Genomic DNA, 24056 nt, shown 5'->3' on the forward strand with positions numbered 1-24056 from the left:
CCTACAAGCTGGCCGATGTGGACGTCGAGAGGTTCACAAGGAAGATCGTCGCGGCCGCGAGCCGAGGCCCGAAGGCGTCCCGCCCCGGCTCGGCCTACTCGCTCAGCAAGAACTTCGTCATCTGGTACTCCCAGCGGCAGGCTGCGGCGTTCGGCGCGAAGGGCGCCCGCATCCTGTCCGTCTCCCCCGGCTCGTTCGACACCGCCATGGGCCGGCTCGAGGAGGCCAGCGGCGCCGGGAAGCTCCTCGACCACGCCGCCCTCAAGCGCTTCGGTCGGGCCGACGAGATCGCCGAGCTACTCGCCTTCTGCGCCAGCGACCGACCCGGCTACCTCACCGGCACCGACATCCTCTGCGACGGCGGAACCAGGGCCGACCTCACCCTCAAGGGCATGATCGCGATGGCCCGAGGCGCCTGAACGGCCCTGGCATCGGAGCAGCCGTCCCCCGGAGTACGTCGACACTGCTCATGCGACGGCGGGGGTTTCACCGATGGCTTCCTCGATCTCGGACTCGAGGTGCTCGGACTCAAGCTGGTCGCGGTTGCGGCGCACGCCGAGCCAGAAGCACAGGCAGCCGCCCACGAGCCAGCCGAGCAGGACCAGGAATGGCTGGGTGCTGCCGTGGCCGTCGAAGAGGGCGAGGTCGCGGAGCAGCGTGCCGACTGCGCCCGGCGGAAGGAACTGGCCGACGGCACCCCAGGGCCTCGGCAGCATCTCGGGCGCGCTCGCCAGGCCCGAGAGCGGGTTGCCGAGCACGACGAGAGCGATGGCGGCGATCCCGAGACCGAGTCCGTTGAGCAGGTTGCGCAGCCCGAGGACGGTCATGGCCGTGGCGGCCAGGCCGAGCACTGCGCCCGCCGAGGTGATCAGATAGTTGGTGTCGAAGGTCCCGATTACGAACCGGATGACCGCGGTGAGCGCGAAACCGCCCGCGACCGCGAGGCTGAGAGCAGCGGCGACGCGGCGGCCCGGCGCCTGGATGAGGAGCATGATGACGACCGCGCCGATCCAGCCACCCAGCGCCATCGGCAGGGCGCCAGCCGAGAGGCCGGCTCCATGCGTGTCGCCAGCCGGGAAGGGCCGGACATCCTCGACCGTCGTGGTCGCCCCCCGCGACGAGGCTATGGCGCCGGCCGCCTGCTCAACCAACTGGGCGGCGGAGTAGCTCGATGCCGAGGCGACCTGCACCCGCACCGTGCCACCCGAGCTGAGGTCGAGGGCGCCGTAGATGTCACGGTGGAGGATCGCGGTCCGGGCCGCGGCGGCGGTGTCGTACCGGGTCACGGTGAAGCCGTGGAGCTGCTCTGCGGCCTGCTCGGCCCCGGCGGCCCCGGCGCCGTCGGCGACGACGCCGATCGGGACGCCGTGCGCCCCGGTGTTGGACGCCGGGAGCCCGAACGCGAGCAGCAGCACGGCCAGGAGGGCGGTCAACCCAAGGACAACCGTGACGATCTTGCGTACTGATACCGAGGCTGAGGCGCTCATGGCGGGGGCGGTCTCCGACCCGGGCTGGCGGTCAACGGTCGCGGCAGGTGGAGTGCTGGCCATGGGACGCCTCCCCATAAGAAACGGATCGTATCTTAATTTAGAAACGTAGCGTATCCTATAGGGCTGTGACGAAGACAACCCGACGACGTGGCGAGGCCCTGGAGCAGGCGATCCTCGAAGCGGTCACCGCCGAGCTCGCCGAGCACGGCTACGCGGGACTCACCTTCGAGGGCGTCGCGGTACGCGCCGAGACCAGCAAGCCCGTGCTCTACCGCCGCTGGCCGACCAAGGCCGAGATGGTCGCCGCGGCCACCGTGCGAGCGAACTCGACGACAATCGTGTCGCCCGACACCGGGAGTCTCGCCGGCGACCTGCTGGCGCTGCTGGATCAGGTCCGAACGGTCGTCGACGCCAGCGACCGCTCCGTGCTGCTCACTCTGATGGCCGAGCTGCCGCCCTCAGCCGCCGAGTCGTTGCGGGAGCTGCTGGTGGCCCGTGGCACCCAGCTGGTCCAGCCGATCGTCGACCACGCGCGGCAACGCGGCGAGCTCGGCGACGCGCCCCTGCCCAGCCGTCTGCTGGCACTCCCGATCGACCTCGTCCGCCACGAGATACTCGTGACGGGGACACCGTCCGACGCCGCCCTGCGGTCCATCGTCGACGTCATCCTCATGCCACTTCTCCGAGCAGCCGCCGGTCACGGCCAGCGGCCCGGCTGACCAGCGCCGGGTGAAATGGCTACGAAGGCGATGCTGCCGATGGCCGATCCTCCTCGGCGCCGGCGGGGCCGGTGAGGGCCGGCGGAGGATCGCCGACGGGAGCGCCGAGCCGGGCGGCGATGAGCCAGACCAGGGCGGCGATCGTGTCCTGTCGATCCGTCCTGTGCCGATCGATGGCCAGCACGAGAGCGGTGACGTCCCCGACGCGGACGACGGCATGGTGGCGGCCCGCGACGTCCGCCGTGCCGGGTGTGGGCTGGTGCCGGGCAGGCTCCTTCTGGCGCCGGCCGCCCAGCGCCAGAAGGAGCCTGCCCGGCGGGCGCCGACTCGCCCACAGGCTGACCCTGATCAGCACGGTCGGCGACTGAGGGTGACGGACCACCCATCGCCCCCAGCCGTTGCTCTTGGCCTTGCCCCCGGGTAGCAGGCGCTCCAGTTCGGCGATGGACAGGACGTCGCGGAGTGCCACCCAGGCCACCGGTGGTCCGGGGGCGTGTTCGAGGGTGCTCACCGCCCAGGTGGTCTGGCCGCCGTGGCGCGTCAGGCGTACCCGGGCGTGGCGTCTCGGCAGGGGGCCGACGAGGTCGCCGATCGGGCGGGCGGGTGTCCGGTCGCCGCGGCCGTCGTCAAGGGCAACCCACATTCCGGACGAGTCGGTCCACGAACGCAGCACGTGGCCGACCACGGTCTCGGAGCCAGCGATGTCGACGTCGGGGGATGTCGATGTCGCTGGCTGGTCGATGGTGACGAACCGGGGTGTGCCGCCGCGGGAGGTCCAGGATCCTGTGCTGGACGCGGCGGCGCGGGTGAAGGGAGCGACCGCGGCGGGAGCGCGGCCGAGCGCGGCGGCGTACACGAGTGCGATCCCGAATCGCTCGATCTCGTCCGCGGTGGCTGTCGCCAGCGCGGGTTCGGCGTCGATCGCTCTCGTCGTCCGCTTCAGCTGTGCGTGGTGGAGCGAGCGGCGCCACCCGCTCGTCCAGGCGTAGAAAACGCCGGTCACCACCGCGGTCAGCAGCGCACCCGAGAAGAACCCGATGAACCACGCCTGATAGGGCGAGTTCACTGTCTCCTCGGTGCGGACCTCGGGGGCGTCCCAGAAGTCCGCCTCGATCAGACCGTTGATCATCGCGTAGGTCAGCCCGAACAGCGCGGATGCCACCCAGAGCTTCGTGACCAGCCGCTGGTACTGCCGTGGCCGGCGCAGTGCGTCGGCCGTCACCCAGTCGTGCCATTTCTCCCCGTCGGGCTGAGCCTCGGTGAGCAGGACGTCGGCGGGAAGCGGGCCGGTCGCCGTCTCCGCGCTGATGAGGTCGAGCACGGTGGTCTCGTGCCTGACCAGCGGTTCTTCGACGGGCTTGGCTGTCCGCTGGACGAGCAGACCATGTCGGGCGTCCCGCGAGATGTGGAGGTAGCCCCGGTGGGCCAGGTCCAGGATGGTCGCCGCGACCGCCGGTCCCCAGAACCTGGCCCTCCATTCGGCTCTTTGCCGGGCGAGTTCCGCCTCCAGCCGCTCCTCCCGTTCGCGCGCGTCCGGGCCCTCGCCGCCATCGGTGTTCATGGAAGGCTCCGGCGGCGCGATCTGCGACGGGGGCGGCCCCCAGCGGAGGCGGAACCACAACGCGACCCGCAACCGCAGGACCATCAGTTTCAGCCCCAGGAAGAACAATGCGAGTGCGGGGCCGGCCAGCACGACATGGCTGACCACCCCGAAGGGGCTCCACGAGGAGAAAGCCTCCGACATGGCGATAACCATGACCGGCAGAAGCGAGGTGCGCAATGTCGGGAATACGTCACCGACCCGCATCCCACACCATTGATTCCGCGACTCCGAGCCGACGACAAAAAGGGATACCTGCATTGCTCCCACTGGCCCGCGCACGGTCAGGGATGGTGCCGATCCGGTCGCGGAAGGCCACACTCCAGGCGGGAGGTCGCCCCGTCCTCCTACAGCACGCGGCACGCGCCTGCCCCGGATCCTCGGTGGCCCCACGCGGACGACGGGGGCGACGAACAGGACGGGAGACGGTCGTGTCGGAGTTTCCTCGGATCCTGGTGACCGGTGCCGGCGGCGGAGTCGGCGGGGTCGGCCGGAGGGTGGTCGAGCTGCTGTCCGCCCGGCGGATGCCGGTACGCGCCCTGGTGCATCACGACGACCATCGGGCCCAGGCGCTGCGCGGGCTGCCCGGCGTGACGGTCGTCGTCGGTGATCTCACCCGCGCCCCCGACGTCGCGGCCGCCATCGACGGTTGCCGGCGGATGTACTTCGGGATGGGTGTGTCAGCCGACTACGTGGAGGCGGCGGCCACGGTGGCGGCGGTCGCACGCGAGGCGGGCCCACTCGAACTTCTGGTCAACATGTCGCAGATGACCGTCTCGCAGATGGGTCTCACCAGCACCGCCGAGTCCCGGCAGCAGCGGCTGCACTGGCTCGCCGAGCACGTCCTGGACTGGTCGGGGCTGCCGGTCACCCATGTCCGGCCGACGGTGTTCATGGAGAACCCGCTGTTCAGCATGCTCGCCGCGGCGTCGATCCGACGGGACGCAATGATCAGGCTCCCGTTCGGCGACGGGCGCACCTCTCCGGTTGCCGCGGGCGACGTGGCCGAGGTGGTCACCGAGGTGTTGATCGACCCACCGCGGCACATCGGCCGGGTCTACGAACTGACCGGCGCCGCGTCGCGGGACATGAACGCCATCGCCGCCGAGTTGTCCCACCTGCTCGGGCGCGTCGTGACCTACGTCGACGTGCCCTACGAGCAGTGGCTGACGGTGGATCTCGACCCCCTCGGCCTCTCCCCCCACCTGCGCGACCACATCGCCACCATGGCCCGGCTGCACCGGCAGAACAGGTACGACAGAGCCACCGACGACGTCGCCACCCTGCTCGGCCGCCCGCCCGCCGGCTTCGACGTCCTCGTCGACCAGGCCTCGGCCCTCCGGGCCCGAACGGGCGGCTCCCCCGGGCTCGTCGACGGACCGCCCGACCTGATTCGGTGGTCCTGAGTCTTTTTCGGGGCGCTGGCGCGGCAGTCAGGTCATGACGGACGTCGGGAGCGATGCGGCCACTGCTGGCCAGGGTCGGCGACGGCGATCTCAACGCGCTCCGGGAGTTGTACGAACGGCACGCGCCGTGCCGGAACCGGTCATCTGACAGACGCGAGCACCGGCCCGATCTCCGTGTCACCTGCCCGCCGGACATCTGTCCCGTTGGTCCGGGTATCGAATCGACCGCGACTACCCGACCCGAGCGGCTTCGGCGTCGGCACGGGCGAGGGTCGCGTCGAGCACGGCGAACTCGGCTTCCTCCACCGCCGCCATCGCGAAGTCGATCGCATAGAGAGCGTCGTCCTCGCAGATTTCCGCTCGCCGCTCGGCGCGGTCGGCGCCGATCTCAGCCTTCTTCTCCTGGGCCTCGGCGCGCATGCCGCTCACGTGGTCCTTCCAACGGCCCTGGATCTCGCTCCAACGGCCCGAGGCCTCCCGGCCAGCCTCGTCGACCTTCTCGCGAAGCCCGCTCGCGTGTCGCTCGGCATTAACACGAGCCTGATCGACTCTGGTCGCCAGCTCCGCGCGGGCCTGCTTCTCAGCCGCGTCCGCGGCATCCTCGGCTCTCTTGGCACGCATGGCCAGGTCGGCCAGCTGCTCGGACAATCGAGCCATAACACTCCCTCCTTCGCCTGGTTCTTCACAACCTAATTCGGACAGGAACAACCGTAACTCCAGGCGCGTAGGCCGCGCGCGTCGACCGCGCGCAAAGCGAGCCGTGAGGCTTTGTCCGCATATACATCCGCATATTGCCCGCCGCATGCTGTTACCACATGAACACTGATCCCGCCGACGGCGATCCGGGTAAGGAGCGGGTGTGGGACTCTACGACGATCAGGTGCTGCCGCGAATCATCGACGTGGTGCTCGGACGGATGGTCGACCCGGCACGGGCCCGGGCGGCCGCCGGGCTGAGCGGGGAGGTACTGGAGATCGGCTTCGGCTCGGGGCGCAACCTGCCACACCTGCCGGCGCAGGTCACCCGGCTGCTGGCGGTCGAGCCGGCGGCGACCGGCCGGCGGCTCGCGCAGCGGCGAATCGCCACGACGCCTGTACCGGTCGAGTTCGTCGGCCGGGATGGGCAGCGGCTGGAACTCGCCGACGCCTCGGTCGACCACGTGCTGGTCACCTGGACGCTGTGCACGATCCCCGACGTCGACCGGGCGCTGCGGGAGGTCCGTCGCGTCCTGCGGCCCCAGGGGACACTGCACTTCACCGAGCACGGCCGGTCCCCACGGGCGCGGGTCGCCCGCTGGCAGGAACGGCTCACCCCGGCCTGGGGCCGGCTGTTCGGCGGCTGCCACCTAGACCGCCCCATCGACGAGCTCGTCACGAAGGCCGGACTGACGTTGGAGAGCCTCGACAACTACCGGATCGGCCCGGAGATCATCGGCTTCGGCTACGAGGGCGTCGCGGTCCGACGCGACTGAACCAAGCCGGTCATCTCCGGTCAGACCGCCGCAGACGCAGCCAGGGCGCGGCGCAGCGGGCCGGCGAGGGTGCCCCGCGGGGCCACCTCGACCGGGCCGAGTTCCAGCCAGGCCGACATGCCGAGCAGTTCGATGGCGAGCGCCTCGGCCACCACCACCGCCGCCGGCGGCTGGCCGCCGGCCGTCGACGGCCGGGCGCTCGCCATCGCAGGGACCGACGCCGGCGCCGCCACGCCGCCGACGAGTTCGGCCGGGTCGGCCGGCTCGGTGAGTTCGCCGGGTCCGGCGGGTTCGGCGGGTTCGGCGGGGTCGGTGGGTTCGGTGGGGTCGTGCGCCCAGGCGGCGAGAACCCGCAGGACACCGGCGGCCCGGTCGGCTTTCAGGTCGACCCGTGCGACGAGCCGGTCACCCAGCAGGAACGGCAGCACGTAGTAGCCGTAGCGACGGCGCGGTGCCGGCGTGTAGACCTCGAGCTTCACGTCCATGCCGAACAGCCGCCTGGTCCGCGAACGCTCCCAGATCAGCGAGTCGAACGGTGACAGCAGTGCGGCGGCGTCGACTCGGCGCGGTATGACGAGCCCAGGGCGCAGGTAGGCCGGTGACGACCAGCCCTCCACCCGCACCGGCAGCAGGTCACCCGCCTCGACAAGCTCGGCCAGTCGAGGCCGGGCCAACCTGGCCGGGAGCCGGAAGTAGTCGGCGAGGTCACCGGCGGTGGCCACGCCCAGCCGGTCCGCCGCGTGCAGCAGCAGAGCGCGGTGTGCCTGGGCCGGCTCCGGTGTGGGCACGGCGAGGACGTCGGCGGGCAGCACCCGCTCGGGCAGGTCGTAGACACGCTCGAAGGTCGCCCGGCGCCCGGCCGCGCACACCTGCCCGGTCCAGAACAGGTATTCCAGCGCGCGTTTGCCGTCCGTCCACCCCCACCAGGAGCCGCCGCCACGGCCCGGGCCGGGCAACTCGGCCGCGCTGATCGGCCCACGTCGGGTCACCTCGGCGAGTGCCGCCGCGACGTAGTCGGCGCGTTCCCGCCCGAAGGCCGCGACGCCTCGCCACATCCCTTCGCCTGCCAGGGCCGCCTCGGCTCGCCACCGCAGCAGCGGCTGCCAGGCGACCGGCACCACGGACGCCTCGTGCGCCCAGTACTCGAAGGCGCGGCGCTCCCGGTGGACGTAGTCGTCGAGAGCGGCCCGCGAGTACGGCCCGAGGCGCGACCAGCCCGGCAGGTAGTGCGACCTGGCCAGCACGTTCACCGAATCGATCTGGAGGAGGCCGACGCGGTCCAGCAGCCCGCGCAGGTGGCGGCGCCCGGGCAGCGCGACGGGCCGGGGCCGCCCGAAGCCCTGGACGGCGAGCGCGAGCCGGCGGGCCTGCGCGGCGCTGAGCTGTTCGGGCCTCACCCGGCGCGCCCGCGGGCCCATCGCGACCACCGGACCCGGCACCTGGGCTGGCAGCGGCTTTCGCGCCCCGGGCGGTGCCGCGGCCGGACCCTGGCCCGATGCCGCTGGCGGCGGACCAGCGGGAACGGCGGGAACGGCGGAATCGCCAGCCGAGTCGCCAGCCATCGTGTAATCACCCTGACGGTCACAGCCGCACCGTACGACCAGGTACCGACAGCTTCACCCCTCCGGAGTCCGCCTGATCCCGCTGAGCTGTCGCTGAATCATGAGGTGCACGGATGCCAGTGACCTACACCGCGTTGTTACTCCCGGCAGCGCTGATAAGCACCAAGGAGACGCACATGCGTCACGCTCCGTGAGACGGCGAAGGCACCTCGTAGAGCTGGTCGAGAGTGATGGCCGCGGTGCGGTCGGCCGTGGAAGCTGTGACGGACGGGTCGAAGCCAGCGCCGCTGTAGCAGGTCAGGGTCGTGTCGCGGGTGTCGTAGCCGCGGGCGGCGAGCAGGTCGCGGGCACGGCGGAGTCGGTCGACGTGGCGGGAACCCATGACATCGCCCCATTTCGCCTCGCCGAGGGACAGGACGCGGCGCGGCTCGCCAGGCACCTGTGGGGCCAGCACGGCCACGTCGATCTGGATCTGGGTCCTGCGCTCGGGGTCGGCGACGACGCCGGCACCGACCTCGCCGGGAAGCTCACCGAACAGCTCGGGCGGGGCGAAGGCCGCGTGGTCGCGACAGAGCTGCTCGAAATGGGGGCCGAGGACCTGCGCGGAGAAGCGAGGACGGGCGTCACGCCAGACCGCGGCGGCCCGCCCACTCTCCAGGAATCCCCAGCGGGGCCTCATGACGACCTGGTAGAAGACGATCAGCGGCTCGGCGATCCGATACACCGCACGGCCCTGGCGGAACAGGTCCTCCTCCCTGCGCAGCAGCCCACAGTCCTCCAGGACACCCAGATGGTGGGAGATGTCGGTGGCCTTCCGGCCGACGTAGCTCGCGATGCCGCCGCGGGTGTTGGAACCACCGGCGACAGCCGCGAGCACCGAGTGGTACATCGCCGTATCCCGGACGCCGGCCTCCTCGTCGAGGAGGTAGCGGGCCTCTCGGAACAGCGGGCTGCCCGGGTTGAGAACCGTGCGCAACACCCAGTCGTCGAAGTCGCCCGGACCGGCGGGGACGTCGTCGTTGACGAACCTGCGATACGCCGGGGTGCCGCCGACGACGGCGTGCTGTGCGACCGCCAGCCGCGGATCCGTGATGCCCCAGAACCGGGCCGCCAGCGGGTACTCGAACGGGTGGACCACGATTTCCAGGTTCGCCCGGCCGCGCAGCGGCGCGCTGCCGGCCAGCAGGCGTCCCATCACCGACAGCGCCGAGCCGCACAGCAACAGGGACAGTCCCGGCTCGCCCCGCTGTGCTGCCGATGCGGCGCGGTCGAGCTCCCGCTGCAGGATCGACGGCAGCGCCGGCGACGCCGCGCTCAGGTAGGGGAACTCGTCGATCACCACTGGACCCGGCAGGGTCGCACCGACCGAGAACAGGTACCGAACGGCCTCGTCCCAGGTTGCGAACCGCAGCGGCGCCGGCAGCCGGGTCGCCTCCGCGAGCGCCTCGGCGAACAGCGCCCTCGACTCGGTCTCGGTCGCCTCGGTCGCACCGAAGTAGAGCCCACCGGTCTGCCGCGCCAGTGCCTCCAGCAGGAACGTCTTGCCCTGCCGCCGCCGCCCGCTGACCACCCCCAGCTGCGCGGGCCCGCCCGCACGGGCCGCGAAGCGCGCCAGGTGGCCCCACTCGAAGTCGCGATCGAACACGTGCGCAGGCTTCTCGATCACATCCGCCACCACCGCTCACCGGCAAGCTAGAACTGTACTTCTAAGAAGCGTACTTCCAGATCTCTGGGAAGCTGCCGCGCCCCAGCGGCTCGCCTCCCGCGAGCGCCCGCGTGAGCAAGATCTTCGGGTTTACCCAGTGCGCCCCGGTCCGGGCCGGAAGGACCTGGTAGGACGTGGTCACGAACTGGTCGGCCCACTACCGCGACAGCCCGGCACATCGCGCCCCCACCAGACTGTCGCGAGAACTGGCCGCCGATCGGATGCCGCGGACGTCGATCGCGTCGCCGGACTGCCTGGTCTGCGACTGACTGCGACAGACCAATCGACTGTCTCGGTCCTCTGACGGGCCCGGAGGTCGCGGTATCCGGACGGCTGATGTCGAGGCGTCCCCCGGACCCCGCCCCCGGCTCAGCTCAGCTCCGTTCGAGTAGCACGATCGGGATGTCGCGATCCGTACGGCTCTGGTACGCGTCGTACTCCGGCCAGAGCGCCGTCATCACAAGCCACAGGCGGGCTTTCTCGGCGGGCTCCGCCACGCGTGCATTCGCTGGGAACCGTTCCGCCTCGACCTGCAGCTCGGCCTCCGGATGGGCGAGCAGGTTCAGATACCACAGCGGATGCTCGGGAAAGCCGGCCTTCGAAGCGACGATGACGTAGTCGTTCCCGTCCCGGCCGTAGATCAGGGGTGTGCGGCGCGGCTTCCCGCTGCGACGGCCCCGCGTCGTCAACAGCAGCGTCGGGGCTCCCTGGGTGAACGAGCCGTCGATGCCGTACCAGAGGTGCCCATCGGCACCGTCGCTGTCGAGATAGCGGCGGGTGTGATCAGCAATGAAGTCCATCGGGCTGTCGCCGGGGGTCGTCTCGGTCATGCGATCTCCAGACGAGTTGGCGTCTCCGCCCCACCGCGGCGGCGGCTCCGGTACCGCTGATCTTCGCATCTGGTGTCCGGGCGCGGTGTGGCGTTGCGGCGATGTTCCGGGCTCGCGCGTCGACGTATCCCCGGTCGTTCACGGTACGCAGCAGGTCACCGCTCCCGGACTGCGTACGTCAGGTGCGTCACCCGCGGGGAAGGCTCCGCGCGAACCGGCTCCAGGGCGACGCGGCCCGCGTCCACGCCCTCGAACAGGCGGATTCCGGAGCCGAACAGCACGGGTGAGAGCGCGATCGTGAACTCGTCGACCAGGCCGGCGTTCACATACTCCAGGATCGTTGCGCCGCCGCCCGCGATGCGGACATCCCGGTCGCCGGCGGCCTCGCGGGCCTGGTCTAGCGCGGGCTTGATGCCGTCGTTGACGAAGTGGAAGGTGGTCCCGCCCGGCCGTTCCCAGGGGTCACGCCTCTCGTGCGTCAGGACGAAGACCGGCGTGTGGAACGGCGCCTCCGCCGGCCACGCGTGCTCGCCGGCATCGAACATGCGCTTGCCCATGACACTCGCGCCGGTGCGCTCGAACGTCTCCCGCGCGATGTCGTTGTCACGGCCCTCCTCACCGCCCTCACCGAGCTTCAGGTTCTCCCGGAAGAAACGCAGCGGGAAGGCCCACTGCTGCAGTTCCATCCACTGCTGCCCCATCAGCTCCTCGGCGGACCCGGGCGCGATGAACCCGTCCAGCGACATCGAAACGCTGAAGAACACCTTCCCGGCCATCAGCGCCGCGCTCCCTTCCGAACGATCTCGGTGACGTACGCAGCCAGGTTGCCCAGGGTCTGCTGGCCGCCCTCGATCGCGTGGTACTTCTCGACCGCCTCGTCGCGCAGCTCCTTGGTGGGGAACAGCGTGCGCATCTCGATCCGGGTCGCCACACCGGCGGGCTCGAACGTCAGAACCGACTCGAAGGCGTTCGGGTCGCCGCGCCGCTCACCGTGCAGCAGCGCGATCCGCTCCGGCGGGGCGATCTCGGTCCAGGAGATCCACTCCTGGTAGTCCGTCCCGTCCGGGCCGTGCATCACGAACTCCCACTCCCCGCCGACGCGGAACTCGAACGCCCGCGTGGTGGTGGTGAAACCTTCCGGCCCCCACCACCGCGACAGGTGCCGGACCGCGGTGAACGCCTCGAACACCAGCTCCCGTGGGGCGTCGATGACCCGGGAGATGACGATCTCGCGGTCGGCCGCCGCGGACTGCGCCGGCGCTCCTCGTCCCGTCACGCTCATCAGCTACTCCTCCTGCCTTGCCTGCTTGAGGTCCTGCACGTATGCATCCAGCCGGTCGAAGCTCCCGTTCCAGAACCGCTCGAACCCGCCGATCCACTCGTGGACCGGCCGCAGCCCGCGGGCGTCCAGGCCGTACATGCGCTGCTTGCCCACCCTGCGGTCCCGCACCAGCCCGACCTCCCGGAGCACCCGCAGGTGCTTGGACGCCCCCGGCTGGGTCATCCCCAGCTCCTGGGCCACCTCGGTCACCGGCCGCTCCCCCGCCCGCAGCAGCACCAGGATCTGCCTGCGCTGCGGCTCGGCGATCGCGTTGAAGACGTCCGACGTCGTCGCTGCTCGCGCCACGCCAGCATCATATGCCGATATCGGCATGCGTCAAGGATGTCGCGTCGGGGCGCGGGCTGTTATCGGCGCTGGTCGTGGCGCTTTGTGTGCACTGGGCGCCCGTACCGTTCATGCTTGATGCGGATCGTGATGATCCGATGCCATACGCGCGACCTCGACCCCACGAGGCAGGAGGCGGTTCCGGGGCCGCCTCGGGCGAGGTCGGACGGACGTGTGGCCTGTTTCCGCAGCTCCCGGTCCCTGCACAGACAGGATCTCCGCTGGAGGGAAAAGTCATGCGTCCACGTGCTGCCGTCGTCGTCGCAGCCCTGTTCTTCACGCTGTTGTCCGTCGTGCTGACGTCTCCCGCGCACGCGTCCGGAACCTGTTCGGGGGCTGCCAGCCTCCCCGGCTGGTCGGTCACCGTCTCCAAGAACCCGAGGTCGTGGTCCGGGAACCCCGTCCTGGACGCCGGCATCCAGGTACAGGTGCTGCAGAACACGAGTACCGGGACGAAGATGATCCGTTTCCGGAACATCTCCGCTGTTCCCCGGTCACCGGTGAACGGTTCCGCCTACGCCACACCGGGCGGAAACGAGTACGGGCAGACGAGCACGATCGTGGCGGGCCCCGACGGGGGATGGTGTTCCGACGAGGCTCCCGCGAACACCACGATCTACGGGTTCCTCGGGTACGGGAACCTGTTCGCCGGCGTCAGCGGCTGACCCGCGGGGTCGGTGGATGACGCCGTCCGCTCCCCGCGCTCGACGGGCTGACGGCATCAGGCCCCCCGTCAGGTCTGGAAGACCCTGACCGAGGACAGGGCCGATCGAGCGGAACGATCGCAGGGGCCTCAACAACGTTGTTGAGGCCCCTCGCGGTGCCGGTGGATCAGGGCTCAGTACACCGTTCCGTCGGCGCGCTGGCCGGGCGAGCTGGACAGCGAGCTGATGGTGTTGTGCTTGACCCAGACACCGGTCCCCGAGCCGTCGGGGCTCCGGTTGAGGGACACACCGTCGGAGTTCACCTGGCTCGAGGTGTAGGTCAGCGACTGGACCGTCGTTCCGGCCGAATCCCGCAGGATCACCTGGTCACCGCTGTTGGCCAGGTTGAGGTCGCCGGTGCTGGCCGCCACCGCCACGATGCCGCCGGGGATCGCGGAGGCCGCGCCGAACACGGTGATCGCCTTGCCGGGCTGCAGCGTCGTACCGGCGGCGAACGTGTGCCGCAGTGCCGAGCTGTCCCGAACGGTCCAGCCGGCGATGCTGATCGCCGTGCCACCGGTGTTCACGATCTCGACGGCCTCGCCGGCGGTACTGCTGCCCGGTTCGTTGGCCAGCACCTCGTTGATGATGACGTTGGCGGGTGTGCCGCCACCGCCGCCACCGCTGTCACCGCCGATGACGTAGTCGTAGCGAGCCAGCACCGGGTAGTGGTCGCTGGTCGTCGTCGCGTAGTTCGAGACGTAGGCCTGGGGCTGGAAGGCTTTCGCCGAGCCGGTGACGTACTTCGCCTGCACCTCGTTGGTGGTGAGCTGGTGGTCGATGAAGTCCGAGTAGCTCGCCGTCGACGCCACGCCCGCCAGCGACAGGGCCCGCGTCGGGAACGTGTAGCGCGCCGTGTCGTTCACGAAGTTGGCGTAGGGCGAAGCGTTCCCGGATGTGATGGACGTGTCGACGTCGTCGTTCCAGTCACCGATGACGAAGACGTTCTGCGTGGGGTAGGTCGTGTCGAGGTAGGCCTTGAGGGCCTGCGACGCCGGGTTGCGCAGGTTCCACGCGTCCTGGGTGGACCCGGCCTTAGCGTGCAGGACGATGAAGACGAGGTCACGGGTGACGCCGTCGAACGTGCCGCGCAACGTGAACTCCACCGGCGGGCGGCCGGCGAAGTTGCTGTTCTGGCTGGTCAGGATTACCTTCGCGCTCACCAGGGTGGCAATGCTGGAACGCCAGACGAGGGCGACCTTCTGCTCGGTGTTGCTGAAGTCCGAGTAGTACTGCGCGCCGTTCGTCACGATCGGGTCGTTGGCCACGACCCCGGTGTACCCGGGCATGCCGGCCACGAGTGTGTTGAACGCCGAGGTGCTGACGACCTCGGAGAGGCCCCACACGTCCATATCGGCGCCCGCCATGACGTCGCGGACGTTCTGCTGTTGAAGCGCCTCGTTGGTCGGGCCGTAGCCCGTCGCACCGAACCATTCGACGTTCCAGTTGCCGACGTCAAGCAGTGTCGACGATCCCTGCGAAGGAATCGTGGCAGCGTTCGCCGCGGGGGCGGTGGTGAGCATGGTGAGCGTTGCCATCGTCGCGGCGGCGGCCAGGGTCCCCACGAGCGCGCGGAGCCGGAGTTTCATCGAAAAGAAACCCTTCCGAGTTGGCGTGCGGGACTGGCCCGCGACCCTGCTGTTGGCGGGTTGGGGGAAGTGTCCCGACCCGTCCTCGGGGGCATCTCGCGCATTCTGCAACGTTCAGCCAGGTGTGGGTGAACATTCGCCTGCCGGACCGATCGACGGGGACGACCGACGGCTGGCCGCACCACGCGACGCGGCGGGTGGATTCCAGGGCCTCGGTCTGACCGAATGACCACCATCGGCGACGCTGACCGCCCTGTTCCTCCCGGCCTCGGCCTCCTGATCTCGACAACACGTCGCGGCGCCGCAGCCGTGTGGTCTGCTCGGCGGATGCCCGCAGGTCAGGACGGGGAATGCACGCTGGGGAGCGAGCGACGGCCGGATGGGGTGGCGACATTGAGATGGGGCAAGCGGGACGACATGGTCGTACATGAATGGGAGCCGTTCAACGCCGAGCCGCCACCCGGAGTGTTGGCGGAGGCCCCGATCACGCCGGTCGAGGCGTTCTACAGCCGGAACCACGGACCCGTCCCGGACACGGATCGGGACAGCTGGCGGCTTGCCGTGGCCGGGCTGGTGGACCGCCCGCTGAGTCTCTCGTTGTCCGATCTGCGCCGTGACTTCGAGCCGTGCACGCTGGCGGTGACCCTGCAGTGCGCCGGCAACCGGCGGGCCGGGATGGCGGCCGTGCGGGAGATTCCCGGGGAGGACCCGTGGGGGGACGGTGCCACGTCGACGGCCGAGTGGACCGGGGCCCGGCTCGCCGATGTCCTTGTCGCCGCCCACCCGTCCGGCCGGGCCGCGCACGTGGCCTTCGAGGCTGTCGACGTCTCCCCCCTCGCCAGGCCCGCACAGCCCTACGGCGCCTCGATCCCGTTCTCCAAGGCGAGCGCGCCGGAGGTGCTGCTGGCCTGGGCGATGAACGGCCGGCCGCTGCCGGCCGCGCACGGCGCACCGCTGCGCGTCGTCGTGCCGGGTTACATCGGGGCGCGCAGCGTCAAATGGGTCCGGCGGGTCGTCGCGCGGGCCGAGCCGTCGGACAACTACTTCCAGGCGGTCGCCTACCGGCTCCTGCCCCCGGACGCCGATCCCGACCGGGCGGGGCCGGGAGACGGCCTGTCGCTGGGACCGATCGCGCTGAACAGCGCGATCCTGCGCCCCGCCGACGGGACGTCGGTACCTCCCGGCCGGACGACCGTGCGCGGCTACGCGCTGGCCGGCGAGCACCGCCGGGTGGCCCGGGTCGACCTGTCCGCCGACGGCGGCGCGAGCTGGCGCCAGGCGGAACTCGACCCTGCGGCCGGTGCGTACACCTGGCAGCTCTGGCACGCCGACGTCACGCTTCCTCCCAGCTCGGACGTCGAGCTGGTCGCGCGGGCCTGGGACGACACCGGGGCGCTGCAACCCGAGTCGCCGCGGGCGCTGTGGAACCCGAAGGGCTACGCCAACAACTCCTGGCCCCGTGCCGCGATCCACATCTCGCCCAGCCCCTGAGCCGACGATCCGCGATCCGGTGACAGGCCACGACCAACGCTCCGAGCGCGTGCCGCTACAGGTGGGTGAGGTCGATCTTCACCGCGAAAGGGGTTGTGGCTTCGACGGTCCCGACGTGGACGCCTGCCTCGTTGTACGTCGCGGCCGCCGGATCCAGTATGTAGGCGTAGACGACCGGCACGCCGGTGGAAGGTTGCTCGACCCTCCAGTAGTGGGCGACCCCCGCCCGCGCGTACTGCTGGGGCTTGAAAATCCGATCTGTGCTCTCCGAGCCCGGCGAGACGATCTCAGCGACGAGGAGCACGTCTTCTGGACGCGCCGGCATTGTCCTGATCGCTTCCGCGCGGTACACGACGACGTCCGGCCGACGGTTGGTGAGCGGTACATCCTGTAGCCGGACGTCGAAGTCGTAGTCGGCGTTCCAGGCGGACCCACCTGCCGCGTCCAGCGCGTTCGTGATAATCCTGGACAGCCGGTTGTGCAGTATGGAGGCGCTGGGGACCACGACGACCATCCCGTCCACGATCTCGATGCCCGCGCACTGCTCCTCGGACCAGGAGTCGTACTGCTCCGCGGTGATCTGCTGGTGCATCCAGTCGGGAGCGATCATCTCCATAGTCACGACACCCCCTCAGGTGACCGGACGCCCCTGATCCCTTCGCCCAAGCGTACCGTGGCCGCTCTGATCTTCGGCAGTGCACGAACGCGCCTCCCATCGACGAACGCACCACGATCACCACCGCGACCAGGTCACCGTCGGGATCTCAGGAGAGCGACGACGCGTAGTCGGAGGCGGGTCGCCCGGAGGCCGAGCGGGCCGAGCGTCGACGTCGGGAAGTCGACGAGGCTCGCGGTGACGATGGCGTGCGCGCCGCCACGGACGGCGGTCGCGACGACGTGGCGGTCGTCGGAGGCGTGCAGCGTGATCCCGGCCTCGAGATCTTCCTAGCCTTCGACGAGGGCGTCGTCGACTCGAGTGGACACCAGAGGTGCAGAATCTGATCATCAGAAAGGATGGACATGCGGACGATGACCGCCACCGAGGCATCCCGGAGCTTCTCCGACCTGCTCGACGCCATCGAGCGTGGCGAGACCGTGACCATCACCCGGGGCAACCATCCCGTCGCCGAGATCGGACCCGCCCGCAGGCGAACCGGCGCGGACCTCCGGGCGGCCCTCGCCGACATCCCAGCACCCGACAACCGATTCGAAAGCGACATCGCGACGGCGGTGGGCCTGCTGGACGCCGAGCGTGGTGACCCGTGGGCCGACGCCTGATCCTCGACATCAACGTCCTGATCGCCTACGAGCGCGGCACGATCGACCGGTCAGCCCTTGGCGACGGCGAACTCGCCGTCGCCGCGATCACCATCGCCGATTTACCGAGTCGGGATCGAACTGGCCGACACCGTCGAACGCACCGCCTCGCGGGCACGTGCTCGGGCCGCGATCGAAAGCGTTGCGACGCCCTCGCCTACACCCCCACGACAGCGGCCCACCGCGCCCGCCTCATCGCCCACCTGCGCAGAACCGACACCCGGCGCGGCGCACACGATCTCCTCATCGCCGCTCACACCGCCGAAACCGGACGCACTGTCGTGACCAGTGACCTCAAGGCCAGCTTCACGGACCTTCCCGGCGTCCTCGCCGTCGACATCCCCTGAAACCCGCAACCACTCCAGCGAGGCCAGCCAGGAGGCGTGATGTTGTGTACACATCGGTGCACAAGGAGGGTTGCATGGCCACGACCAAGGTGGGGATCCGCAGGAGATCGATGAACTCGTCGAGGACTACAAAGAAGCCCGACGCGGAGAGAACCGGTAATAGGAATCCACCGGCGGCTGGTTCCACATGGAGGAATCACTCGTCACAAAGGTAGATCGTCGATCACAGGTAGGCTGCAAGTGAGGTAGCGAGCCAGGCGGGGAGGAGGACCGGTGCGTCGTCGGTTCAACACGGCTGGGCCGTGCATCCCCACGGAGCACTACATGATCCCGGCGCTGTCCCGCCTCCCGGAGGCGCCCAGGCTGGTGGATCTCAGAGCCTACTTCGTCGTCCACGCTCCCCGCCAGACAGGGAAGACGACGGCACTGCGCGCACTCGCGGCCGACCTGACCGCGCAAGGCCAGTACGCCGCGGTGCACGTCTCCTGCGAGACCGGGCGGGCCTGGGGAGACGACATCCGCGCCGCGTCCCGGGCGATTCTCGACCGGCTCCGCTCCAGCGCCGAGGACACCCTGCCCGCGCAGATGCGACCGGCGCCGTGGCCGGAGACCTCCGACGGCACCCTGATCGTCGAGGCGCTCGGAGCCTGGGCCCGGATCTGCCCACGCCCACTCGTCCTGTTCCTCGACGAGATCGACGCCCTCCAGGGCCAGTCACTGATCAGCGTGCTCAGCCAGGTGCGGGACGGCTTCAGCTCCCGCTCCACCGCACCCTTCCCTGCGTCGGTCGTGCTATGTGGTCTCCGTGATGTCCGCGATTACAAAGCCGCGGCCGGTGGTGACCCGTCGCGGCTTGGCACGTCGAGCCCGTTCAACATCAAACTCAAGTCGCTCAGGCTCGGCGACTTCACCCCGGACGAGGTGGCGGAGCTCTACGGGCAGCACACCGCCACCACCGGCCAGCCGTTCACGCCGGGCGCGATCGAGCACGCCTACGAGCTCACAGGCGGCCAGCCGTGGCTGGTCAACGCGCTGGCCCGCGAGGTCGTCGAAGAGATGGCCGTGCCCGCCGCAGAAACGATCACACCTGAGCATCTCGAAACCGCGAAGGAGCGGCTCGTCCTCGCACGCGCCACCCACCTGGACTCACTGGCCTCCAAGCTGGCCGAACCCCGTGTCCGTGGGATCATCGCCCCGTTGATCGCCGGGGACCCGCTCGTCCTCGACCCGTACGACGACGACGTCAGCTATGTCCGCGATCTCGGCCTCATCGCGCCCGACCCACCAGTACGGGCCGCGAACCCGATCTACCGCGAGGTCATCGTCCGCGTCCTGTCCTCCTCCGTGCAGGAGAGCATCACCACCGATCCCCGCACCTTCATCCGCCCGGACGGCAGTTTCGATCTTCCGCGGGTCCTCGCCGACTTCGCGGACTGGTGGATCGAGAACGGCGAGTTCCTCACCAGCCGCGGGTACTACGACGAGGCCGCGCCCCAGCTCATTCTCATGGGCTACCTCCAGCGCGCCGTCAACGGCACCGGCCACGTCGAACGCGAATACGCACTCGGATCCGGCCGCATCGACCTTCACCTCCGCTGGCCCTACGCACCCCTCGGAGGACCGCACCACGTCCAGCGCGAGGGTCTCGAGATCAAGGCCTGGCGCACCGGCAGACCCAACCCGCTCAAGGCCGGGCTCCTCCAGCTGGACCGCTACCTCGACCGCCTCCAGTTGCCGACCGGCACCCTTGCGATCTTCGACCAGCGCACGAACGCGCCCCCCATCGACGAACGCACCACGATCACCACCGTGACCAGCCCAGCCGGGCGCCGCATCACCCTCCTCAACGGATGACCGAAGCGTCACACCCGAGGTGCCAGGACGAGGTGCGACGCCATCGAGCGCACCGAGCGGGTGTCTCAGCCGGGACTGCACAGAGGGGCACGGCCTCCGTCGATTCACGGCTACGCCGTATGCGCAAGCTGCGCGCGGACAAGGCCTACGACAGCGACGACCTGCGCCGGTTCCTGCGCGACCGCGGGGTCGTTCCCCGGATCGCCCGCAAAGGCATCGAGTCCAGCGAGAAGCTCGGCCGCCACCGCTGGACGATCGCCTGGCTCGGCGGCTACCGCCGTCTCACCATCCGCTACGAACGCAACGGCCATAACTTCCTCGGATTCCTCACCCTGGCAGCGACGCTGGCCTGCTGGAAGAAACTGGCCACGTGAGACACGCTCTTAGGATATCAACCGATTGCGAGCGATGTTGTAGCTCTGAGAGTTCCCCGGAAGAAGATTTGACATTTTTTCGAAGAAGTTTTCTCCGGCGGACCTGAGGGTGCCGATGAATTCACTCTCGCCGACACTAACCCGCCTCAAGTCGCCGCCGACCCGGCACGATACAAGGAGCCTGGCTGAATCGTTCCGGCGAAACTCAAGCATGATCGGTTGATCTGGAAAATATGTCGATACCTCCCCTTGCTTTGAGAGCTGGTGGACCATCTCGGAAATATACGACCACAACTGGTCGACATAGTCCCATTCGGTGATGGAAAGAAGTGTGACGGCGTGTGGGTCCTCGACTAGGGCACCGGTTCCGTGATCCGCGTCATCGAAGTCTACCGCGACGTCGACCCGGATGCGGTCGGGTCGGTCATCGAGGACGCCGGCAGGCTGCCGCCCCGCCTTCACCTACACCACAGCCAGTGGAAACCCGGACGGGTAGGCCATCCGCATGCCCGGTGTGACGCACCCGCTCAGGAACTGGCTGACACTGCCGTCGCCACGCTGAGCTACGTCCCAGCGGTCGTCGCGCTCGCCGCCCACCACGGTACGGACGGCGCGACGGGCCTCGGCGGAACGGGCGGTGCGGGCGGGGTCGGCCCGCAGGCCGCGGTGGAGCGTATGGTCCTCAACACCGCGACGACCGCCTACGACACCGCCCACCTGAACGAGGAGGCCCGGGACTCGACCACAACCGACCCCCTCACCGGCCTGCCCAACCGGCGGCACTTCATCGAGCAGGCAACCGTGAAAGCGGACTCCGCGCTGCCCACCGACCGGCCGGTCTCCGCCGCCGTGCTCGACGTCGATCTAGAGACAATCATGAAGTTTTCTTGCTAACCGATAGCCTTACCGGCGCCCTGCGCAACGTCGCCAGGGGGCTCGAACTTCCCAGCTTCAAGACCTACTCCCCTTGCTTCAACTCGCAATTCTCGCACTCTGAAGAGACTCATATCTCGGTCGGATAGAATTCCAGATCGTCTGCAACGAGAATAACCGGGTCGCCAACCGATTCTCCGGGTGATTCGTCGATCATCTCCAGCAGGATGATAGATGCCCCAACCTGAAGCGCCACCGTTCGATCCTCAAAGACCTCGACGATACACCCGCGAACAACACTTGCCACACCTTCGGATATACTCTGCTGCCCCTCCGCTGCGATTAGATCCGACCAGTGGCGGGGGCGTCGGATTTCGAGTTCGACGTCGAACGTCTGCCCTGCGTGGATCGGAGACTTCCCACGCCACACCCCCCGAAGCGGCCCGGAGCCCGATGAGACCGTCAGAATTTTGCCGGTCTCGCTCGCGTCATGCAACGCAGTAACTCTCACTACCAGGACCCCTTCGGGAAGGGAACTCGGACAACCACATTGTCGATGTTCCAGATTTGCGCGGTCGGATCGAAGCTCCAGGTCTCCTCATGGTAGTGGAATTTTGTCGGTGAACTTCCCATCTCGTGGGCTCCGAATCGGATCGAGCGAGCACCGTCGGCCGAGACGATACGATTGGCGTCCGGCAGTCCCGTCCGCGGGTGAGCGTTCGTATGTGGCCCGGGTCCGAGGAAGTCCTCCCAGCGGTCGACAGCTTGCCCAGGCTTCACCGGCTTCGATGCGATGCGCTCGACCTCGTTGACCGAGCGGCCGGCTTTGGCGGCGGCGCTGCTGGTGGCTTCGGCGGCGCGGCTGGCTCTGGCGACGCCGCCGGTGACTTCGGCGGCGCGGCCCGCTTTGGCGGCGATGCTGCCGGCGCGGACGGCGCGGACGGCGACGACGGCGCCGCGGACGACGGCGACCTCGGGTACGAAGACCGAGCCAATGGTGAGGACGGTCTCGACCGGGTGGGCCTTGGCATAGGAGATGGTGGATTTGACGGCGCCGCCGACGACTTTGTTGGCTTTGTTGACGGCGCTGCTGATTGTGCAGCCGTACCAGGGGCAGTCCTTCTTTGCCGGGGCCGGGGCCGGGGCGGGTTTCGGTGTGGCTTTCGGCTTCGCGGGGGCGGGCGGCCTCACCCCGGCCTGGTAGGCCCTGACACCGGCCCAGAACTTGTCCGCTCCCATCGAGGCGATCTGGCGCTGCGCCTCCGGGCTCAGCGCCGGGGGCCGCGGAGGGGCGGGGGCGGGTGGTTTCACCCCGGCGAGAGAGGCCCTGACACCGGCCCAGAACTTGTCCGCTCCCATCGAGGCGATCTGCCGCTGCGCCTCCGCGCTCAACGGCGCGGGCTGCGCGGGCACTGGTTTGATCCCAGCCCGCCGGAAGGCGAGAGCGGCGTTGACACCGGCCCAGAACTTGTCCTCTGCCGACTGGACCCACTGACGCTGCGCCGCCGGCTTCAGGACCATGGGTGGCCGGAACACCGGCGGGGCCGGCGCCACCACCCTTCTGACGGCGGCGGCGGCCGCTTTGGCCATGTTGGAGAAAGCGAAGAAGCCGGTGGGGTCGTTGTAGGTCAGCGGGTTCGCGGCGGCGTAGGTGTACCGGTTCGCCGCGGCGGTCCCGCTGATCGGCAGGCTTGCCGTGTCACGGCTCGCGAACGTCCCCGTACCCGGGGTGTACCAGCGGGCCTGGGCGGAGACCCGGTCGGTGTCCGGATCGGTCCAGCTGCCCTGGAAACCGACATGCACCGCCGGGTTACCGCCGACGACAGGATCACCGAACGGGTCGTAGCTACGACTGTCGGTGAGCGCCCCCGCGGTGGTGAACGCGGCCACGAGATCACCATGGGTGTCGGTGACGGTCGCCCAGTTCCCCGCCGAGGTGCCAACCGCGACCAGATCGCCGTCGGGATCACGGGAGAACGACGACGAGTAGTCGGTCGCCGGTTCCTTCTCCAACCCGGCGTAGGTGAACGGGGCGCTGTTACGGGTGGCGAGGCGGTCGAGACCGTCGTAGGTGTAGTTCTGGACGGTGCCGCCCTGGTTGTCGGCGACCAGCCTGCCGAAGGCGTCGAACACGGTGGTCGTCACCGTCGACCCCTGGGTCTTGGTGTCCAGGGTGCCGCGGGGGGTGTACGTGTAGGTCGCCGTGCCGTCCGAGGTGAGCCGGTTACGGGCGTCGAAGGTGGAGGTGACACCGTTCTTCGCGGTGCGGTTACCCGCGGCGTCCCAGCCGTACGTCGGACGCCCTGCACAAGGGGCCGGACGCGACCCGACCGGTACGCCGCATCACGGCGTGTGGGTCCTCAACCAAGGGCAGCGGTTCCGCGATCCGCGTCATCGAGGTCTACGGCGACGTCGACCTGGACGCGGTCGGATCGGTCATCGAGGACGCCGGCAGGCTGCTGCGCCCCACCTTCGCCGGCACCACAGCCAGTGGAAACCCGGACGGGCAGGCCATCCGCCTGCCCGGTGTGACGTGCCCGCTCAGGAATCGGCTGACGCTGCCGTCGCCACGCTGAGCCACGTCGCAGCGGTCGTCGTGCTCGCTGCCCACCACGGCACGGACGGCGCGACAGGCCTCGGCGGACCGGACGGTGCGGGCAGGGTCGGCCCGTAGGCCGCGGTGCTTAGCCACGCCGACCGGTCGCTGTACGCCGCCAAGAGCGCCAGCCGCGACAGACGGTCACCGCACGCCCCTGAACCGCTGTGAGCCGGTGCGAAGCCGCCAGATCAGGTCGATCGACTCGCCCCCGTCCAGCGCCTGCCAGCTCGCCCGCGGAGCAGCCAGCCTCGCCGAAGCTCGCGCCGGCAGGCCCCGGGGGAAGGATGGGACGTCCGCGCGTGGTAATCGCCCCGGCCTACATCGAGACCGGGGCGGTTCAGACCTGACCGTGACCGGTTACACCACGACGCACGTAGATTAACTTTTCAGCCGACCATCTACGGTTTTGCGAATTTCATCCCAGGGGTCAGATCGAAGAGATTCCAATGTCTCCATCGA

At 69.5% G+C, this 24056-nt stretch carries 25 protein-coding genes and 1 pseudogene; 12 read left to right on the top strand and 14 right to left on the bottom strand.

Features of this window, described 5'->3' with window-relative positions; genetic code table 11:
* A partial coding sequence (locus tag FREUN1FDRAFT_RS21140; RefSeq protein ID WP_006542213.1) for an SDR family oxidoreductase occupies positions 1–419 on the top strand: 419 nt, incomplete at its 5' end.
* Between the two features lie 48 nt (positions 420–467).
* Here the strand turns inward: FREUN1FDRAFT_RS21140 and FREUN1FDRAFT_RS21145 are convergent.
* Entirely contained in the window at positions 468–1550 is a 1083-nt protein-coding gene (locus FREUN1FDRAFT_RS21145) for a hypothetical protein (RefSeq protein WP_006542214.1), read from the bottom strand.
* A gap of 65 nt (positions 1551–1615) precedes the next feature.
* Between FREUN1FDRAFT_RS21145 and FREUN1FDRAFT_RS21150 the strand changes: the two genes are divergently transcribed.
* Entirely contained in the window at positions 1616–2209 is a 594-nt protein-coding gene (locus FREUN1FDRAFT_RS21150; RefSeq protein WP_006542215.1) for a TetR/AcrR family transcriptional regulator, read from the top strand.
* Between the two features lie 19 nt (positions 2210–2228).
* Here the strand turns inward: FREUN1FDRAFT_RS21150 and FREUN1FDRAFT_RS21155 are convergent, their stop codons facing one another.
* Positions 2229–3953 (bottom strand): DUF2207 domain-containing protein, encoded by a 1725-nt coding sequence (locus FREUN1FDRAFT_RS21155; RefSeq protein ID WP_232295321.1) that lies wholly within the window; start codon positions 3951–3953, stop codon positions 2229–2231.
* A 287-nt stretch (positions 3954–4240) separates the two neighbouring features.
* Between FREUN1FDRAFT_RS21155 and FREUN1FDRAFT_RS21160 the strand changes: the two genes are divergently transcribed.
* Positions 4241–5215 (top strand): NAD(P)H-binding protein, encoded by a 975-nt coding sequence (locus FREUN1FDRAFT_RS21160; RefSeq protein ID WP_006542217.1) that lies wholly within the window; start codon positions 4241–4243, stop codon positions 5213–5215.
* Positions 5216–5446: 231 nt separating this feature from the next.
* Here FREUN1FDRAFT_RS21160 and FREUN1FDRAFT_RS21165 read toward each other — a convergent pair whose 3' ends face one another.
* Positions 5447–5872, bottom strand: coding sequence for a hypothetical protein (locus FREUN1FDRAFT_RS21165; RefSeq protein WP_006542218.1), 426 nt, complete (start codon positions 5870–5872; stop codon positions 5447–5449).
* A 202-nt stretch (positions 5873–6074) separates the two neighbouring features.
* On the opposite strand from FREUN1FDRAFT_RS21165, the gene FREUN1FDRAFT_RS21170 reads away from it, so the two are divergent.
* The gene (locus tag FREUN1FDRAFT_RS21170; protein WP_006542219.1) at positions 6075–6686 is read left to right on the top strand and encodes a class I SAM-dependent methyltransferase; all 612 of its coding nucleotides are present in this window, start codon (positions 6075–6077) and stop codon (positions 6684–6686) included.
* A gap of 20 nt (positions 6687–6706) precedes the next feature.
* On the opposite strand, the gene FREUN1FDRAFT_RS21175 is transcribed toward FREUN1FDRAFT_RS21170, so the two are convergent.
* Together FREUN1FDRAFT_RS21175 and FREUN1FDRAFT_RS21180 are read right to left on the bottom strand one after the other, a co-directional pair.
* Complete coding sequence (locus FREUN1FDRAFT_RS21175) at positions 6707–8104, bottom strand: winged helix-turn-helix domain-containing protein (RefSeq protein WP_006542220.1); 1398 nt, start codon at positions 8102–8104, stop codon at positions 6707–6709.
* 325 nt (positions 8105–8429) lie between these two features.
* Positions 8430–9914 carry an ATP-binding protein gene (locus FREUN1FDRAFT_RS21180; RefSeq protein ID WP_006542221.1) on the bottom strand — a complete coding sequence of 495 codons (1485 nt, stop codon included), beginning with the start codon at positions 9912–9914 and terminating at the stop codon, positions 8430–8432.
* Between the two features lie 173 nt (positions 9915–10087).
* Here FREUN1FDRAFT_RS21180 and FREUN1FDRAFT_RS47460 point away from each other — a divergent pair, with 173 nt between their 5' ends.
* Positions 10088–10222 carry a hypothetical protein gene (locus FREUN1FDRAFT_RS47460; protein WP_255348226.1) on the top strand — a complete coding sequence of 45 codons (135 nt, stop codon included), beginning with the start codon at positions 10088–10090 and terminating at the stop codon, positions 10220–10222.
* Positions 10223–10327: 105 nt separating this feature from the next.
* Here FREUN1FDRAFT_RS47460 and FREUN1FDRAFT_RS21185 read toward each other — a convergent pair whose 3' ends face one another.
* The 4 genes from FREUN1FDRAFT_RS21185 to FREUN1FDRAFT_RS21200 all read right to left on the bottom strand — a co-directional run bounded on the left by FREUN1FDRAFT_RS21185 (position 10328) and on the right by FREUN1FDRAFT_RS21200 (position 12410).
* Positions 10328–10783, bottom strand: coding sequence for a nitroreductase family deazaflavin-dependent oxidoreductase (locus tag FREUN1FDRAFT_RS21185; protein ID WP_006542222.1), 456 nt, complete (start codon positions 10781–10783; stop codon positions 10328–10330).
* 155 nt (positions 10784–10938) lie between these two features.
* Positions 10939–11559, bottom strand: a complete 621-nt coding sequence (locus FREUN1FDRAFT_RS21190; RefSeq protein ID WP_006542223.1) for a dihydrofolate reductase family protein — start codon at positions 11557–11559, stop codon at positions 10939–10941.
* On the bottom strand, positions 11559–12065 hold the full coding sequence (locus FREUN1FDRAFT_RS21195; protein WP_006542224.1) for an SRPBCC family protein: 507 nt from the start codon (positions 12063–12065) through the stop codon (positions 11559–11561). Before FREUN1FDRAFT_RS21195 ends, FREUN1FDRAFT_RS21190 begins: the two co-directional genes overlap by 1 nt.
* A gap of 3 nt (positions 12066–12068) precedes the next feature.
* Entirely contained in the window at positions 12069–12410 is a 342-nt protein-coding gene (locus tag FREUN1FDRAFT_RS21200; RefSeq protein WP_035952786.1) for a metalloregulator ArsR/SmtB family transcription factor, read from the bottom strand.
* Positions 12411–12685: 275 nt separating this feature from the next.
* Here FREUN1FDRAFT_RS21200 and FREUN1FDRAFT_RS21205 point away from each other — a divergent pair, with 275 nt between their 5' ends.
* Positions 12686–13114: a hypothetical protein gene (locus FREUN1FDRAFT_RS21205; RefSeq protein ID WP_006542226.1), complete on the top strand. Its 429-nt coding sequence runs from the start codon at positions 12686–12688 to the stop codon at positions 13112–13114.
* A 173-nt stretch (positions 13115–13287) separates the two neighbouring features.
* On the opposite strand, the gene FREUN1FDRAFT_RS21210 is transcribed toward FREUN1FDRAFT_RS21205, so the two are convergent.
* Positions 13288–14742: a lamin tail domain-containing protein gene (locus FREUN1FDRAFT_RS21210; RefSeq protein ID WP_006542227.1), complete on the bottom strand. Its 1455-nt coding sequence runs from the start codon at positions 14740–14742 to the stop codon at positions 13288–13290.
* Positions 14743–15159: 417 nt separating this feature from the next.
* On the opposite strand from FREUN1FDRAFT_RS21210, the gene FREUN1FDRAFT_RS21215 reads away from it, so the two are divergent.
* Positions 15160–16233, top strand: a complete 1074-nt coding sequence (locus FREUN1FDRAFT_RS21215) for a sulfite oxidase (RefSeq protein ID WP_035952788.1) — start codon at positions 15160–15162, stop codon at positions 16231–16233.
* 55 nt (positions 16234–16288) lie between these two features.
* Here FREUN1FDRAFT_RS21215 and FREUN1FDRAFT_RS21220 read toward each other — a convergent pair whose 3' ends face one another.
* Positions 16289–16855 (bottom strand): Uma2 family endonuclease, encoded by a 567-nt coding sequence (locus FREUN1FDRAFT_RS21220; protein ID WP_083828764.1) that lies wholly within the window; start codon positions 16853–16855, stop codon positions 16289–16291.
* A 398-nt stretch (positions 16856–17253) separates the two neighbouring features.
* On the opposite strand from FREUN1FDRAFT_RS21220, the gene FREUN1FDRAFT_RS21225 reads away from it, so the two are divergent.
* The 5 genes and pseudogenes from FREUN1FDRAFT_RS21225 (at position 17254) to FREUN1FDRAFT_RS21245 (ending at position 21019) form a co-directional block, all read left to right on the top strand.
* Complete coding sequence (locus FREUN1FDRAFT_RS21225) at positions 17254–17511, top strand: type II toxin-antitoxin system Phd/YefM family antitoxin (RefSeq protein ID WP_006542230.1); 258 nt, start codon at positions 17254–17256, stop codon at positions 17509–17511.
* Positions 17496–17897, top strand: a complete 402-nt coding sequence (locus tag FREUN1FDRAFT_RS21230) for a type II toxin-antitoxin system VapC family toxin (protein WP_006542231.1) — start codon at positions 17496–17498, stop codon at positions 17895–17897. Before FREUN1FDRAFT_RS21225 ends, FREUN1FDRAFT_RS21230 begins: the two co-directional genes overlap by 16 nt.
* 273 nt (positions 17898–18170) lie before the next feature.
* Positions 18171–19751, top strand: coding sequence for an ATP-binding protein (locus FREUN1FDRAFT_RS21235; protein WP_006542232.1), 1581 nt, complete (start codon positions 18171–18173; stop codon positions 19749–19751).
* Positions 19752–19864: 113 nt separating this feature from the next.
* Positions 19865–20125: pseudogene (locus tag FREUN1FDRAFT_RS46600) on the top strand (IS5/IS1182 family transposase); the annotation flags it as partial.
* 369 nt (positions 20126–20494) lie between these two features.
* Entirely contained in the window at positions 20495–21019 is a 525-nt protein-coding gene (locus FREUN1FDRAFT_RS21245) for a hypothetical protein (RefSeq protein WP_006542234.1), read from the top strand.
* A gap of 109 nt (positions 21020–21128) precedes the next feature.
* Here the strand turns inward: FREUN1FDRAFT_RS21245 and FREUN1FDRAFT_RS21250 are convergent, their stop codons facing one another.
* The 3 genes from FREUN1FDRAFT_RS21250 to FREUN1FDRAFT_RS21260 form a co-directional block, all read right to left on the bottom strand.
* Positions 21129–21509: a hypothetical protein gene (locus tag FREUN1FDRAFT_RS21250; protein WP_035952792.1), complete on the bottom strand. Its 381-nt coding sequence runs from the start codon at positions 21507–21509 to the stop codon at positions 21129–21131.
* Positions 21509–23143, bottom strand: a complete 1635-nt coding sequence (locus tag FREUN1FDRAFT_RS45250; protein WP_006542235.1) for an RHS repeat domain-containing protein — start codon at positions 23141–23143, stop codon at positions 21509–21511. Before FREUN1FDRAFT_RS45250 ends, FREUN1FDRAFT_RS21250 begins: the two co-directional genes overlap by 1 nt.
* Positions 23144–23399: 256 nt before the next feature.
* Positions 23400–23690: a hypothetical protein gene (locus tag FREUN1FDRAFT_RS21260; RefSeq protein ID WP_035952795.1), complete on the bottom strand. Its 291-nt coding sequence runs from the start codon at positions 23688–23690 to the stop codon at positions 23400–23402.
* Positions 23691–24056 lie beyond the last annotated feature (366 nt).

This window comes from Parafrankia sp. EUN1f (assembly GCF_000177675.1).
Taxonomy (GTDB): domain Bacteria; phylum Actinomycetota; class Actinomycetes; order Frankiales; family Frankiaceae; genus Parafrankia.